Annotated in this window: 15 protein-coding genes and 1 pseudogene; 8 read left to right on the forward strand and 8 right to left on the reverse strand. The window is 66.2% G+C overall.

All coding sequences use genetic code 11. From position 1 onward, the window contains the following. Positions 1–62: 62 nt before the first annotated feature. Positions 63–698 carry an SDR family oxidoreductase gene (locus RBB39_RS01055; protein WP_306168671.1) on the reverse strand — a complete coding sequence of 212 codons (636 nt, stop codon included), beginning with the start codon at positions 696–698 and terminating at the stop codon, positions 63–65. A 156-nt stretch (positions 699–854) separates the two neighbouring features. On the opposite strand from RBB39_RS01055, the gene RBB39_RS01060 reads away from it, so the two are divergent. Next, positions 855–1,070: a DUF3820 family protein gene (locus tag RBB39_RS01060; RefSeq protein ID WP_045993906.1), complete on the forward strand. Its 216-nt coding sequence runs from the start codon at positions 855–857 to the stop codon at positions 1,068–1,070. A 173-nt stretch (positions 1,071–1,243) separates the two neighbouring features. On the opposite strand, the gene glnK is transcribed toward RBB39_RS01060, so the two are convergent. The 3 genes from glnK to RBB39_RS01075 all read right to left on the reverse strand — a co-directional run bounded on the left by glnK (position 1,244) and on the right by RBB39_RS01075 (position 3,411). Further along, a complete protein-coding gene (gene glnK, locus RBB39_RS01065) occupies positions 1,244–1,582 on the reverse strand; it encodes a P-II family nitrogen regulator (RefSeq protein ID WP_045993907.1) in 339 nt (112 codons plus the stop codon). A 190-nt stretch (positions 1,583–1,772) separates the two neighbouring features. Next, on the reverse strand, positions 1,773–3,023 hold the full coding sequence (locus tag RBB39_RS01070) for an ammonium transporter (RefSeq protein WP_108131880.1): 1,251 nt from the start codon (positions 3,021–3,023) through the stop codon (positions 1,773–1,775). Between the two features lie 49 nt (positions 3,024–3,072). After that, the gene (locus tag RBB39_RS01075; protein ID WP_045993909.1) at positions 3,073–3,411 is read right to left on the reverse strand and encodes a P-II family nitrogen regulator; all 339 of its coding nucleotides are present in this window, start codon (positions 3,409–3,411) and stop codon (positions 3,073–3,075) included. Between the two features lie 409 nt (positions 3,412–3,820). Between RBB39_RS01075 and RBB39_RS01080 the strand changes: the two genes are divergently transcribed. Together RBB39_RS01080 and RBB39_RS01085 are read left to right on the forward strand one after the other, a co-directional pair. Then, the gene (locus RBB39_RS01080; RefSeq protein ID WP_045993910.1) at positions 3,821–4,201 is read left to right on the forward strand and encodes an accessory factor UbiK family protein; all 381 of its coding nucleotides are present in this window, start codon (positions 3,821–3,823) and stop codon (positions 4,199–4,201) included. 119 nt (positions 4,202–4,320) lie between these two features. Beyond that, positions 4,321–5,826, forward strand: coding sequence for a YifB family Mg chelatase-like AAA ATPase (locus RBB39_RS01085; RefSeq protein WP_045993911.1), 1,506 nt, complete (start codon positions 4,321–4,323; stop codon positions 5,824–5,826). Positions 5,827–5,934: 108 nt separating this feature from the next. Here the strand turns inward: RBB39_RS01085 and RBB39_RS01090 are convergent, their stop codons facing one another. Next, a complete protein-coding gene (locus tag RBB39_RS01090) occupies positions 5,935–6,471 on the reverse strand; it encodes a hypothetical protein (protein ID WP_239452583.1) in 537 nt (178 codons plus the stop codon). Beyond that, positions 6,456–7,478: an alpha/beta hydrolase gene (locus RBB39_RS01095; protein WP_052704447.1), complete on the reverse strand. Its 1,023-nt coding sequence runs from the start codon at positions 7,476–7,478 to the stop codon at positions 6,456–6,458. Before RBB39_RS01095 ends, RBB39_RS01090 begins: the two co-directional genes overlap by 16 nt. A gap of 473 nt (positions 7,479–7,951) precedes the next feature. Here RBB39_RS01095 and RBB39_RS01100 point away from each other — a divergent pair, with 473 nt between their 5' ends. Together RBB39_RS01100 and RBB39_RS01105 are read left to right on the forward strand one after the other, a co-directional pair. Then, a complete protein-coding gene (locus RBB39_RS01100) occupies positions 7,952–10,138 on the forward strand; it encodes a malate synthase G (protein WP_045993912.1) in 2,187 nt (728 codons plus the stop codon). Between the two features lie 200 nt (positions 10,139–10,338). Beyond that, positions 10,339–10,752 (forward strand): PaaI family thioesterase, encoded by a 414-nt coding sequence (locus RBB39_RS01105; RefSeq protein ID WP_045993913.1) that lies wholly within the window; start codon positions 10,339–10,341, stop codon positions 10,750–10,752. Positions 10,753–10,761: 9 nt separating this feature from the next. Here RBB39_RS01105 and RBB39_RS01110 read toward each other — a convergent pair whose 3' ends face one another. Beyond that, a complete protein-coding gene (locus RBB39_RS01110; RefSeq protein ID WP_045993914.1) occupies positions 10,762–11,154 on the reverse strand; it encodes a DUF423 domain-containing protein in 393 nt (130 codons plus the stop codon). Between the two features lie 106 nt (positions 11,155–11,260). Here RBB39_RS01110 and thiS point away from each other — a divergent pair, with 106 nt between their 5' ends. From thiS to trmB, 3 genes are all read left to right on the forward strand, one after another. Further along, positions 11,261–11,461 carry a sulfur carrier protein ThiS gene (thiS, locus tag RBB39_RS01115; RefSeq protein ID WP_083970528.1) on the forward strand — a complete coding sequence of 67 codons (201 nt, stop codon included), beginning with the start codon at positions 11,261–11,263 and terminating at the stop codon, positions 11,459–11,461. An 86-nt stretch (positions 11,462–11,547) separates the two neighbouring features. After that, complete coding sequence (locus RBB39_RS01120) at positions 11,548–12,342, forward strand: thiazole synthase (RefSeq protein WP_045993915.1); 795 nt, start codon at positions 11,548–11,550, stop codon at positions 12,340–12,342. 85 nt (positions 12,343–12,427) lie between these two features. Next, a complete protein-coding gene (gene trmB, locus RBB39_RS01125) occupies positions 12,428–13,174 on the forward strand; it encodes a tRNA (guanosine(46)-N7)-methyltransferase TrmB (protein ID WP_045993958.1) in 747 nt (248 codons plus the stop codon). 58 nt (positions 13,175–13,232) lie between these two features. Here the strand turns inward: trmB and RBB39_RS01130 are convergent. After that, positions 13,233–14,180: pseudogene (locus RBB39_RS01130) on the reverse strand (DMT family transporter); the annotation flags it as partial. Between the last annotated feature and the right edge of the window lie 146 nt (positions 14,181–14,326).

Here is a 14,326-nt window from a genome sequence, read left to right on the forward strand (position 1 = left end):
ACTTGCCATCGGCGTCGTCGTTGGTGCTGGCGGATTGAGTCGCCTGGCCGGTGTGGCGGTGGTCAGTCGCCGAGAGCCTCGGCGATCTCGCATTCGCCGTCCAGGAGCACCGTCTCGTGATTACGGATCTTTCGTTGCCCCAATAGATAGACCAGGGCCTGGGCCACGTTGGCTCTGGAGATCTGGTTGTTGCCCCCGGTCTCGTCCAGCGACGTGGCCACACGGCCGGTGGCGTCGTCGTCGGTGAGCCGGCCTGGCTTGACGATGACATGGTCCACCTTGCTGCTGCGCAGGTAGGCATCGGCAGCGAACTTGGCGGCCATGTAGGGCCTGAGCTTCTCCGGCGCCTGCAGCGGCTGCTCGGCGCGCATGGCGCTGACCATCAGCATGCGATCCAGCCCCTGGCGGCTGGCCTCGTCCGCCACCCGCGTAGCGGCGTAGAGGTCGATCAACAGCGTCTTGTCGGGCCCGGTGTTCGGGCCGGAGCCGGCGGTGAACAGCACCTGTTCGCAACCTTCGAAGGCGGAGGCGAAGTCGCCCTCCAGGTCGGCGACGACCGTCTCGATACCTTGTTGCTCGAACCAGTCGCGTTGCTCGGCGCTACGGATCATGGCGCGAATCGGATGTCCCTGGCGGTGGGCGATGGCGCAGACCTGGCGGCCGATCTGGCCGTTGGCACCTATCACGAGTGTGGTCATGTCGGCCTCCTTGTCGATACCTGGAAATAACCATGGCGTCGATGGGGAAGACTTTCAACGGGGGAGACTTTCAATGGGGAGGCGAATCGATGGCGACGCCGCCCGCAGGCCAGTACCCTGTGCGTCTTTCCCTCACCCACCCGCTCAGGAGCAGCGATGAATCCTCAGGACCTGGAACGCCTGGTTACCTTGCCGATGCCTTTCGGCAAGCATCAAGGCACCTTGATCGCCGATCTGCCCGGGCCTTACCTGGCGTGGTTTGCCCGGGTCGGGTTTCCCCCCGGAGAGATCGGACGCCTGCTGGCGCTGATGCACGAGATCGACCACAACGGCCTGAGCGACCTGCTGGAGCCGTTGCGACGCCGCGGCTGAGCGGCGCCACCTGGCGGGGAGAACCGGTCGCCGTCGTCAGACCGCACCCTTGTCGGTCTAGCTTAAACCGCGTCCTTGTCGGTCGAGGTCAGACAGCATCCTTGTCGGTCTCGCCGGTACGGATACGAATGACCTGCTCAAGGGGGGTGGCTGAAGACAGCTGCCATCGTCGGTCAGACCGCGTCCTTGTCGGTCTCACCGGTACGGATACGAATGACTTGCTCAAGGGGTGTGACGAAGATCTTGCCATCACCGATCTTGCCGGTGTTGGCGACCTGGACGATGGCTTCGATGACCTGCTCGGTCATACCGTCGTCGACCGCCACCTCAAGCTTCACCTTGGGCAGAAAGTCGACCACGTACTCGGCTCCCCGGTACAGCTCGGTGTGGCCCTTCTGACGGCCAAAGCCCTTCACTTCAGTGACGGTGATGCCCTGAACACCGATCTCGGAGAGCGACTCGCGGACGTCGTCGAGCTTGAATGGCTTGATAATCGCGGTCACCAGTTTCATGGCGGGTTCCTCATCCTGTCCGTGTGGGGGCGGCGTCGGTCGTGCCTGGCGCCAACCCGTTGGCGGCGCGCCGTTGCGCCTGTCCTGACTAGTGTGACAAAGCATACCCCTGGCGAACAGCAATAAAAAAGGCCCCCGAAGGGGCCAGGAGGAGCACGCCAGCTCACTGGTGTCGCGGGTAAGCTCAGGCTTACTTCTTGGCGACGTTAAACTCGGGGTAGGCTTCGAGACCACATTCGGCCAGGTCGACGCCTTCGTATTCTTCTTCTTCGCTGACACGCACACCCATGATTGCCTTGATGATCAGCCACACGACCAGGCTAGCGGTGAAGACCCAGGCGAAGATGCCGATGATGCCGAGCATCTGTGCGCCGAAGGTGGCGTCGGCGTTGTTCAGCGGGACCGCCAGGACACCCCAGATACCGGCCACACCGTGGGCGGAGATGGCACCGACCGGATCGTCCAGGCGCAGCTTGTCGAGGACCACGATGGCGACCACCACCAGGACACCGCCGACTGCACCGATCAGGGTGGCGCCGAGGGCCGTGGAGGACAGCGGGTCGGCGGTAATGGAGACCAGGCCAGCGATGGCGCCGTTCAGGGCCATGGTCAGGTCAGCCTTGCGGAACCAGATCTTGGCCAGGATCAGCGCGGCGATGACACCCCCGGCGGCGGCAGCGTTGGTGTTTACCAGCACCTGGGCCATGTTGTTGGCGGAAGACACGTCGGAGAGCTTGAGCTCGGAGCCGCCGTTGAAGCCGAACCAGCCCAGCCACAGGACGAAGGTACCCAGGGTCGCCAGCGGCATGTTGGCACCGGGGATGGCGTAGATGGCGCCGTTCTTGCCGTACTTGCCCTTGCGCGGACCGAGCACCAGCACACCGGCCAGGGCTGCAGCGGCACCCGCCATGTGGACAATGCCGGAACCTGCGTAGTCGGAGAAGCCTGCTTCGGACAACCAGCCGCCGCCCCAGGTCCAGTAGCCGGAGACCGGATAGATCACGGCGGTCATGACCACGGCGAAGGCCAGGAAGGCCCACAGTTTCATGCGCTCGGCGACAGCGCCGGAGACGATCGACATGGCGGTGGCCACGAACACGACCTGGAAGAAGAAGTCGGCGCGGGCCGAGTAGTAGGGCGCGTCTTCACCACCTGCCAGCACCGCATCGACGCTGTTTTCGGCGCCGATCAAGAAGCCGAGGTTGGGGATGAAGCCGCCGGCGTCGGAGGAGTACATCAGGGCGTAGCCCACCAGCAGATACATGGTGCAGGCGACCGCGAACAGCACGATGTTCTTGGTCAGAATCTCGGCGGTGTTCTTGGCCCGGACCAGGCCGGCCTCGAGCATGGCAAAACCGGCGGCCATCCACATGACCAGGGCGCCGCAGATAAGGAAGTAGAAGGTGTCCAGCGCGTAGCTGAGTTCACTGATATCGACCATGGAAGTGTCTCGCTATATTTTTATCGGAAGTCGGGTCAGGGGACGGGGATCAGACCGCGTCGGAGCCGCGCTCGCCGGTGCGAATGCGGATGACGTCTTCCAGCGGCGTGACGAACACCTTGCCGTCACCGATCTTGCCGCTGTTGGCCGCGTTGCAGATGGCTTCCAGCACGCTGTCCAGTCGGGCCTCGTCGATCGCAACCTCGACCTTCACCTTGGGCAGAAAGTCGACGACATACTCGGCGCCGCGGTATAGCTCGGTGTGGCCCTTCTGGCGGCCGAAGCCCTTGACCTCGGTCACGGTGATGCCCTGGACGCCGTTGTCGGCCAGCGCCTCGCGGACGTCGTCCAGCTTGAAGGGCTTGATGATGGCGGTGATCAGTTTCATGGCATGGCTCCCTACGTGCATAAGGTGGCGGCTTGTTTCCGCTCGGTGCATGGATATCTATGCATAGCGATATACGTGCCATAAATTTGGCGAAAGCTTTGTTTACAATGGCTTGTGGTTGTTTTGGAAAGCGAGAGACGAAAAACACCCGCGAGTTTGCGGCACTGCATCAAAGTAAATGCACTGTTTTGGTGCTGGCGCGTATTGGTGGTGCGTCATTGGTGAGCATGTTGTGCTTGGTAGAGTGTTGGGCCGCGTGCTGCGTCGCGTGCCGGGGCGCGTGTAGGTATCAGGGAGTCGCCAATGCGCCGGGCGCCAATGGGCAAGGGCCACGAAGCATGCGTTGGGCGCCCGGCTTGCGTATCCTGTCGGCAACGGAGTTCCCATCGACGTTTCAAGGAGAGCCATCATGGTCAGTCAGGATCGCATCAGCCGTTTGGCACAGCAGATCGGCGAGCGCTTGCAGGGCGCCTCCCAGGCCCCGGAAGACATCCAGAAGGGGGTCCAGCAGGTGGTGCGTGGCGCCTTCGATCGTCTCGAACTGGTGTCACGCGAGGATTTCGACATCCTCATGGACGTGTTGCAGCGCACCCGCTCCCGGGTCGAGGCGCTGGAAAAGCAGGTGGCGGCGCTGGAGAGCCTGGTCGAGGAACGTGCAGCGCCCGCTGGCGAAGCGACCGCGGCGCCTGCCGTGGCCGAGGAAGCCGCCGAGGTGCCGGTGCCGCCGGTGCCGGAACAGGGCAAGCAGGACGAGGCGTCGAGCGGTTCAGCCGACAAGCCCTCCGCCTGAGGCTTCGGACGCAGAACGTCACAAGATATGCCGGCCCGCCCTGGCGGGGGGCCGGTATGCGGCGCCGGTGAGGTGGGCGTGCTCTACTGGTCATGAGCCTTCCGTCAGGCAGGGAGCCCATGACGCTTGCCATCATTGCCACCCGTGCGGGACTGGGGCTGGACGCCCCCGAGGTGCAGGTCGAGGTACACCTGGCCAACGGCCTGCCGGGCATGACCCTGGTCGGCCTGCCCGAGACCGCAGTGCGCGAAAGCCGCGAACGGGTGCGCAGCGCCCTTGCCACCTGCGGCCTCGACTACCCGCTACGCCGTATTACCCTGAATCTTGCTCCCGCCGATCTGCCCAAGGAGGGTGGACGCTTCGATTTGCCCATCGCGCTGGGTCTGCTGGTGGCTTCCGGCCAGTTGCCCGCCGCCGCACTGGAGGGTGTCGAGTGCGCCGGCGAACTGGCCCTCGATGGTCGGTTGCGGCCAGTAACCGGCATGCTGCCCTTCGCCATGGCTACCCGTCAGGCCGGGCGGCGCCTGATCCTGCCCGAGGCCAACGCCGATGAGGCGGCCTTGGTCAACGGCCTGGAGGTGCTGCCGGCGGCACACCTGCTCGACGTCGTCGCCCACCTGGCCGGGCGCATTCCCCTCGCTGCTCACCTACCCGCCGCACCGCCGCAAGACGGGCCTGCGGCGCTGGATCTGTGCGATGTGCGTGGCCAGTATCAGGCCCGGCGAGCGCTGGAGGTGGCGGCGGCGGGTGGGCACAACCTGCTGTTTGCCGGGCCGCCCGGCACCGGCAAGACGTTGCTGGCCAGCCGACTGCCCGGGCTCTTGCCGCCGCTTGGCGATGACGAGGCGCTGGAGGTGGCGGCGATTCGCTCTGTGTGCGCGCTTCCCCTGTCCGATGGCTTTGGCCGTCGTCCGTTTCGTTCGCCCCACCACACCGCCAGCGCGGTCTCGCTGGTCGGTGGCGGCTCGCGTCCGCGGCCCGGCGAGATCTCGCTGGCCCATCGCGGCGTGCTGTTTCTCGACGAGCTGCCGGAGTTCAGTCGCCAGGTGCTGGAGGTGTTGCGCGAGCCGCTGGAAAGCGGCGAGATCCATATTGCCAGGGCCAGCCACGAACGACGATTTCCTGCTCGTTTTCAACTCGTTGCAGCAATGAATCCTTGCCCCTGCGGCCATCTGGGGGATCCGCGCCAGGACTGTGTATGCACCGCGTCCCAGATCCAGCGCTATCAGGCGCGCCTGTCCGGCCCTTTGCTAGATCGCATCGACCTGCAGGTGGAGGTGCCGGCGCTGCCGGTGGAACAGTTGACGTCGCATCGGCCGGGGGAAAGCACCGAGATGGTGCGCCGACGCGTGATGGCGGCGCGTCAGCGTCAGCAGCAGAGGGGAACGCTCAACGCCCAGCTCGCCGGCGCCGCGCTGGAGCGCGCCTGCGCCCTGGAGGTGGCCGAGCGCACCTGGCTGGCGCAGTCGCTTGAGCGCCTGCGGCTGTCCGCCCGGGCCTACCACCGGGTGCTGCGGGTGGCGCTAACCCTGGCCGACCTGGCCGGGCGCGAACATCCGAGCCGTGATGACCTGATCGAGGCCATCGGCTATCGCCAGCTGGATCGGCTGTTGCGCAAGGGCTGACGGGCGCCGCACGGTCGCTCCATGCACCCGTTTTCGCCAGGCATAGTCCCTGCCCGGGTCCAGGCTTCGCCCGAGAAGTCGACGAGCGCAGGCACTTTTCAGCAAGCCCTAGAGCGCATCGGCGTCGAAGGCGCCGCTGATGACCGTGGACCACAGCGCGGCACCGTCGCCGGGGCGGCGCAGGCGGAGTTCGAAGCGGTAGGGCAGAAGCTCGCGGTCAGACAGCGTCAGGCGCGGGCCATCGGCGATCAGTCGGCTGTCGACCAGCCATTGATTGGTGTCGGCGGCGGGGGTATCACCGGGCTGCCAGTCCAGCACCTGAGGGCCGTCGTCGATCGCCAGCAGGCCACGGGTCAGGCTCTCCTGGACACGGCCGACGCCGAGCTCCAGCTTTTCGTCGACCTTGGGCGGGGACAGCAGCAGCACCTGATCGGCCAGGGTTTCCCCTGCCAGGGCCGGCGCCTCGGCGACCCGCTCGGCCGCCTGTTGGCCAAGGCCCAGCAGCGCCTGGCGCAGCGTCTCGGGGCGCTCGGGGGCGCTGGCACAGCCGGCCAGCCAGACCAGCAGCACCAGCACCAGCCAGGGCAGCAGGGAGGCGTGGCTGCCGGCGCGGTGTACCGTCTGTCGGGTCAAGCGTCTGGGCATTGAGATGACATCCTTTTCGGTAGAGGCCCTTCACTGAGCTGTTGTTCCAGAAATTGGCGCACTTCGGCGAAAAGGTCCAGGCGGATGGCCTCGGCCTCGTTGACCAGATGGTGGCGGGCTTGCGGGTGACAGCAGATGTGAGCGCCGGGAAACTTCTTGCCGAGTACCGCCAGATTCCAGGGCCCGTCCACCGTCAGGTCCTTCTCGCCTTGCAGGATCAGGGTCGGTAGCTGGCATGGGGGTAGCTGCATCAGGCGGGGCATCCAGCGGCGCATGGCGCTGACCCAGCCGGTGGGCAGGCGCACGGGCTGGAGCGGGTCCTGTTCACGCAGAAAGGTGGCGAAGTCGTCATCATTGGTGTTCGCCCGAAACTTGCGCGGCACGCTGGAGACAAAGGGGCTGACCAGGCGATGGACCCAGGCTGCTCGGGTCCAGCCCCAGGGTCTGACCAGGGGCGCCAGCAGCACCAGCGCCGACCAGTGGCCGTCATCGCCCCGGCTCAGGGCATCGGTGGCCAGGATGGCGCCGCCGGTGCTCTGACCGACGCCGACCCAAGGTCCCTGGGCCAGGCCGGCTTCGCTCAGGTGCTGCTGAAGCGTACGCAGGCAGTCGCCGTAGTCGGCAAAGTCGTCGATGTCGGCACGATCCCCACTGGACAGCCCGTGTCCCGGCAGATCCCACAGCACCACCGTGAGCTCGAGTTCCAGCAGCAGCTCGAGCAGGTGGCGGTACAGGCCCAGGTGGTCGTAGTAGCCGTGAACCACCACCGCGGTGCCCCGAGGGCGGGGCGGGCGCCATACCTGAGTCCACAGGCGGAAGCGTGGCGTCTCGATATTACCCGCGTGCAGCGTTACCCCTTCGGTGAGCAGGACATCGAGCCGATAGTGCGCCAGATAGCGTTCAAGGGTCGTTGCCATGGCCGGGGCGGCTGTCGCCACCAAGCCTTCGCCTTGTCTTGCCACCGGGGTCAGCCGTTCGATGGTCTCAAGGGGCGTGTAGTCGGTCATAGCGTCCTCCGCTGGGAAGGGGCGGTGGCGTGCGTTGCTCGGCACTCGGTTGTGCTGGGACGGCCAGATGGCGTGGAGGGTAGCGTCATCACCCTGCGCCTGATTGCACCCTGACCGATCGTTGGCCACCTGCTTCTTCTGACACCGTCCGGAGGCCGTCGTTGCTCACCTGTGCCATGGAGGTATGGCCTTCGGCGTCAGATGAGGGAGTCGCCAGCACACGTCAACACCTTCCTGTCTGGGCTTCCTTGCCTGTTCCATGCTAGCGACCCATCGAGTTCGGCACCACTGTTTCCCAATCGACAAGGCCCTCGACAGCTCATCATTTGGTCTAGCCTTGAGCGGTAGAGCGGGGTTTTCGGTTTACAAATGGAATGATTTTCCACAAAATCATTCTGGAGCAGTCACCTTTTCCCCTGTCCGGCTGGAAGGTGCCAGGGGGGCACCCAAGGCCCAACGAGGAGCTAGACCCAATGACGCAACGCATTTCTCGCCATCGCCTGCAGGTGGCCGCCGAGCTGGACCAGTTCATCACCGAACAGGCGCTGCCTGGCACGGGGATCGATGCCGATGCCTTCTGGAAGGGCGTCGATGCCATCTTCCACGACCTGACGCCGACCAACCAGGCCCTGCTGGCCGAGCGCGACGCGCTGCAGCAGAAACTCTCGGCCTGGCACAGTGAGCACCCGGGGCCGGTCAACGACATGGCCGCTTACCAGGCCTTCCTCAAGGAAATCGGCTATCTGGTCGATCCGCCGGCCAAGGTCGAGGTGACCACCGAAAACGTGGATCGCGAGATCGCTTCCCAGGCGGGCCCCCAGCTGGTGGTGCCGGTGAACAACGCACGCTACTCGCTGAACGCCGCCAACGCGCGTTGGGGTAGCCTCTACGACGCGCTGTATGGCACCGACGTGATCAGCGAAGAGGATGGCTGCGAGAAGGGCTCGAGCTTCAACCCCAAGCGCGGCGAGAAGGTCGTGGCTTACGCCCGCAATGTGCTGGACCAGGCGGCACCGCTGGCGACCGGCTCCCACCGTGACGCGGTCAAGTACTTCCTGCGCGATGGCCACCTGGTGGTGTCTCTGGACGGCGGCCGCGAGACCGGCCTGAAGGAGCCGGGCAAGCTGGTGGGCTACCAGGGCGACGCCTCCGCGCCGAGTGCCGTGCTGCTGTCCCACCATGGCCTGCATCTGGAAATCCAGGTCGATGACAGCCACCCCATCGGCAAGACCGACCCGGCCCACGTCAAGGACGTGGTGGTGGAAGCCGCGCTGACCTCCATCATGGACTGCGAAGACTCCGTGGCGGCGGTGGATGCCGAGGACAAGGTGGGCGTCTACGCCAGCTGGCTGGGCCTGATGAAGGGTGACCTCACCGCCGAGGTGGCCAAGGGCGGCAGTTCCTTCACCCGTCGCCTGAATCCGGATCGCGACTACGTCACGCCGGATGGTTCCGAGCTGACCCTGCCGGGACGCTCGCTGCTGTTCGTGCGCAACGTGGGTCACCTGATGACCAACCCGGCAGTGCTCGACGCCGACGGCAACGAAATGCCCGAGGGCATTCTCGACGCCATCATGACGTCGCTGATCGCCCTGCATGACCTCAACAAGGGTGACGATCAGCCGCGCAACTCGCGCACCGGCTCCGTCTATATCGTCAAGCCGAAGATGCACGGTCCCAAGGAAGTGGCCTTCGCCAACACCCTGTTCGGGCGTGTCGAAGACCTGCTGGGCATGGCCCGCAATACCCTCAAGATGGGCATCATGGACGAGGAGCGCCGCACCTCGGTCAACCTCAAGGCCTGCATCAACGAGGCCACCAGCCGGGTGGTGTTCATCAACACCGGCTTCCTCGATCGCACCGGTGACGAGATGCACACCGCCATGGAGGCGGGCCCCATGCTGCGCAAGGGCGACATGAAGGGTGCCGACTGGATTCAGGCCTACGAGCGCAGCAACGTGCTGGTCGGACTGGCCTGTGGCCTGCGCGGACGCGCCCAGATCGGCAAGGGCATGTGGGCCATGCCGGACCTGATGGCGGCGATGATCGAGCAGAAGATCGGCCACCCCAAGTCGGGCGCCAACACCGCCTGGGTGCCGTCTCCCACCGCTGCAGCGCTGCATGCCCTGCACTACCACCAGATCGACGTGGCCCAGGTCCAGCGCGAACTCGAGGAGCTGGACGAAAGCGAGCAGCGCGATGATCTGCTCAAGGCGCTGCTGACCGTGCCGGTGGTCGCCTCCGCCGACTGGAGCGACGACGAGATCCAGCAGGAGCTCGACAACAACTGTCAGGGCATCCTCGGCTACGTGGTGCGCTGGGTCGAGCAGGGCGTCGGCGCCTCCAAGGTGCCTGACATCCACGACGTGGGCCTGATGGAAGACCGCGCTACCCTGCGGATCTCCAGCCAGCACATTGCCAACTGGCTGTACCACGGCGTAGTCGACGCGGCGCGTGTGGAAGAGACGCTCAAGCGCATGGCCAAGGTGGTGGACGGTCAGAACGAAGGCGACCCGGCCTACACCCCGATGAGCCCTGACTTCGACAAGTCCACCGCCTTCCAGGCGGCCAGCGACCTGATCTTCAAGGGGCGTGAGCAGCCGGCCGGCTACACCGAACCGCTGCTGCACCACTGGCGTCAGGTCCACAAGGCGAAGTAACACACTCGGGACGCCACCGAGTACGCCAAGCAAACGCCGCGATCCAGGCGGCGTTTCCCTGGACACACCCCCGGGACTCCCCGGGGGTGTGTCGTTGTGTCGAGGGGAAAGCGCACAGCAGCGAGGGCGTTGAGGCGTCGTATCCGGGCTTGAGTTATGGTGAAGCTATCACGAGCCGGATTGCCTTCAGGGAGAGAACCATGACCGTGATGACCGCCGCCGCCATCGAGGACTTTCTGGACGACGTCTTTCCCCAGCGCATGGGCACCATCGAAGCCGTCTCGGAGATGCGGGCCACCATGAGCCTGGCCATCGAGGATGAACACTTGCGGCCCGGCGCCAGCGTCTCCGGCCCGACCATGATGGGACTGGCGGACGTCTGCCTGTACGTGGCCATCCTGGCCCAGATCGGGCCGGAGCCCATGGCGGTCACCAGCAACCTCAACTGCCACTTTCTACGGCGCGCCCGGGGTGATCGCGATCTGATCGCCAACGCCCGCTTGATCAAGCTGGGACGCCGCCTGGCGGTGGGTGAGGTGGAGTTGTTCTCTGACGGAGACGAGGCGCCGGTGGCGCACGTGACGGCGACCTACGTACTGCCCGATAACGACTGAGAGGCTATCTCACACGCGGGCTCGCCATAGTCCCCAGGCCAGCGCCAGCCAGCCAAGCAGCAACAGCACGCCGCCGAGCGGTGTGATCAGCCCCAGTGGGCCGAGCCCGACGCCGTAGAGCCCGGCCAGGGCCATGGCGTACAGCGAACCCGAGAACAGCAGGATACCTGCCGACCACAGCCTCAGTGCCGTCAGCTGGGCGGCCAGCGGCTGCTGGGCCCGCCAGGCCAGCAGCGCCAGGCCTGCCAGGGTGTGCCAGGCCTGGTAGCGCACCCCGGTGGTAAAGGCGGCGGTCAGACGCTCAGGCAGGCGTCCGTCGAGGCCATGGGCGGCGAAGGCGCCGAGCGCCACCATCAGGGCGCCGGACAGGGCGAGGGTGATCCACCAGTGACGATCCGGCATCGAGGCTCCTTGACGACGAGAGAGAGGAATCTGCCCTCAACCGTACCCCGCGGCGGCCCGAGCCGCTACAATGTTGCCCCCGCGACATCTTGATAATGAGGTGGCCATGCAGATTCAGCTAAATGGTGAGTCCCACGCCCTCGACCGTGAGCAGACCGTGGCGGAGTTGATCGACGCCCTGGGTCTGGGCGGGCGCCGCATCGCCGTCGAGCTCAACGAGGACATCCTGCCGCGCAGCCAGCACGGCGAGACCCGCCTGGCGGATGGCGATCGCATCGAGATCGTCCATGCCATCGGCGGCGGCTGAGGCGAACCACCCGCCAGCAGATACCGACGACTATAGAGGTGCCGCTCGAAGGCGGCCTGGTTCCGTTTCGTGAGAAGGACTTGAGCATGACCGACATCTTTCAGGACAGCCCGCTGCGGGTCGCCGACCACGCCTTTTCCTCGCGTCTCCTGGTGGGCACCGGCAAGTACAAGGACTTCGACGAGACCGGCGAGGCGATCGCCGCCAGTGGCGCCGATGTCGTGACCTTCGCGGTGCGTCGCACCAACCTGGGGCAGGAGGCCGGTGAGCCCAACCTGCTCGACGTGGTGCCGCCGGAGCGCTATACCCTGCTGCCCAATACCGCCGGTTGCTACAACGCCAAGGATGCCGTGCGCACCTGTCGGCTGGCGCGGGAACTGCTCGACGGCCACAAGCTGGTCAAGCTCGAGGTGCTGGGGGACGACAACACCCTCTATCCCAATGTGGTGGAGACCCTCAAGGCCGCCGAGACGCTGGTCGCCGATGGCTTCGACGTGATGGTCTACACCAGTGACGACCCCATCGTCGCCAGGGAACTCGAGGCCATCGGCTGCTGCGCGGTGATGCCGTTGGGCTCGCTGATCGGCTCCGGCCACGGCATCCAGAATCCGCACAATGTGCGCCTGATCATCGAGCAGGCCAAGGTCCCGGTGCTGATCGATGCCGGCATCGGCACCGCCTCCGAGGCAGCCCTGGCCATGGAACTCGGCTGTGACGGCGTGCTGATGAACTCCGCCATCGCCCACGCGCGCCAGCCGGTGCTGATGGCCGAGGCCATGAAGCATGCCGTGCAGGCGGGACGCCAGGCGTTTCTCGCCGGCCGCATGCCGCGTCGCGGCGCCGAGGCGTCATCGCCGTTCGCCGGCCGCATCAACGCCTGAAGCCGGCAGGAGCGGCATGGCCCGGCCTGCCGCTCCTGCTCAGCTTTCTCGCCCTGACACTTTCACCACGCCCCCAGACATCATCATGACCGACCAAGATCGCCCCGACGAGGGCAAGACCACCGGCCCGGAAGGACCGGACGCACCGCTGCATCGCCGTGGTATCAAGAGCTATGTGCTGCGGGCCGGGCGCATGACCCAGGCGCAGACCCGTGGGCTTGAGGAAGTCTGGCCGCGGCTGGGACTGACCCTCGCCCAGGGGCGCCAGGACCTCGATGCGCTGTTCGGCCGCCAGGCGCCCAGGGTGGTCGAGATCGGCTTCGGCATGGGAGCGTCGCTGATCGAGCAGGCCGAGACCCATCCGGACACCGACTTCATCGGAATCGAGGTACACGCCCCGGGCGTCGGCAAGTTGCTCGACGAAGCCGACAAGCGTGGGCTGACCAACCTGCGGGTCTACCGCGAGGATGCCCTGGCGGTGCTGGAGCAGTGCCTGCCCGAGGGCAGTCTGACCACCCTGCAGCTGTTCTTCCCCGACCCCTGGCCGAAGAAGAAGCATCACAAGCGGCGCATCGTCCAGCCGGCGTTCGTCGAGCTGGTGCGGACTCGCCTGGCCAGCGGTGGAACCCTGCACATGGCCACCGACTGGGAAGCCTACGCCGAATGGATGGCCGAGGTGATGGAGGCAGCCCCGGGCTACCTCAATACCGCGACCCCGGAGACGGCGCCCTATGTGCCGCGTCCCGACTTTCGTCCGCTGACCAAGTTCGAGGCGCGGGGCGAACGGCTCGGTCACGGTGTCTGGGACCTGATCTTCCGCCGCGTCGACTGACGCCGGCATCGGCGGCGCGGCCCTGGCCGCGTCCCCCGGCCGCCAGCGCCCACAGGGCGCCACCCAGCGACAGCACCAGTCCCGCCAGGCCCAGCCCATCCGGGCGCTCGCCGAACAGCGAAAGCGTCATCAACAGCGTCACCGCCGGGGTCAGCGCGATCAGCGCCGAGGTCGGGGTCACCCCGAAGCGCCCCAGGCACGCCACGAAGAAGCCGTAGCCACCGAAGGTGGCCAGCACCACCAGCCAGCCAATGGTCAGCCAGGCGTCCAGCGTCGCCGGAGGCAGCGCCGGCAGGCCTGGTTCGAGCATCACCGCCGCCAGCATGAACACCAGCGTTGCCGCGCTCAGCTGCAGCGCCAGGCGGGTGATCAGTGACAGCGGCACCACACCGCCATTCTCCTCGCCGGGCCTGGCGGTCGCCGGCGGCGTCAGGATGCTGCCGATCGATACCGCGGCGACTGCGACCAGCGGCAGCAGGTAGGCCCACCAGGGGGCGCCGCCGACGCTGCGCATGTCGCCAGCGATCATCGCCATGGCGCCGAGCGTCGCTACCCCCATGCCCCACCATTGCGCGCTGTCGCTGCGCTCCTTGAGCAGGTGCCGTGCCAGTAGCGCCGCCGCCAGCGGCTGCAGCGCGCCGATCAGCGCCGCCACCGAGGCGCTCACACCTTCGGCCACCGCCACCAGCATCGTCAGCAGGTAGACGCCCACCGTCAGACCACCGGTCAGCAGCTCGTGGCCTGCCTGGCGCCAGCTCGGGCGATGCCCCGGATGGCCCAGACGACAGACGACCAGCATCCAGGCCAGCAGGGTCGCCAGGGCAAAGCGCCAGGCATAGAGCCCCATCACCGGCACGTCCAGGTCCACCGCCATGCGACTGCCGACGAAACCGCTGCTCCAGCAGACCACGAAGCCCGTGGCGACCATCAGGGCACCCGAGTGCTTGCCCAGTTGCCGGGGAAGCTGGTGGAGCAGGGGGATCAGGCGGGGTAGCAGCGTCTGCATGGGGCCTCCTTGAGCACGGGTGGATGACGGCAGCGCTGGATAGACGAAGCGCTGGATGAGCAGTCTGCCGTGGTGCTAGCCTTTCGAGTAGCGAAACGTTTTTCACGCTGACTTCAATAATATTGAAGTCTTCGGGTAGGGTGGTC

It is taken from the genome of Halomonas sp. MMSF_3323 (assembly GCF_030733595.1).
In the GTDB taxonomy this organism is placed as follows: Bacteria; Pseudomonadota; Gammaproteobacteria; order Pseudomonadales; family Halomonadaceae; genus Halomonas; species Halomonas litopenaei.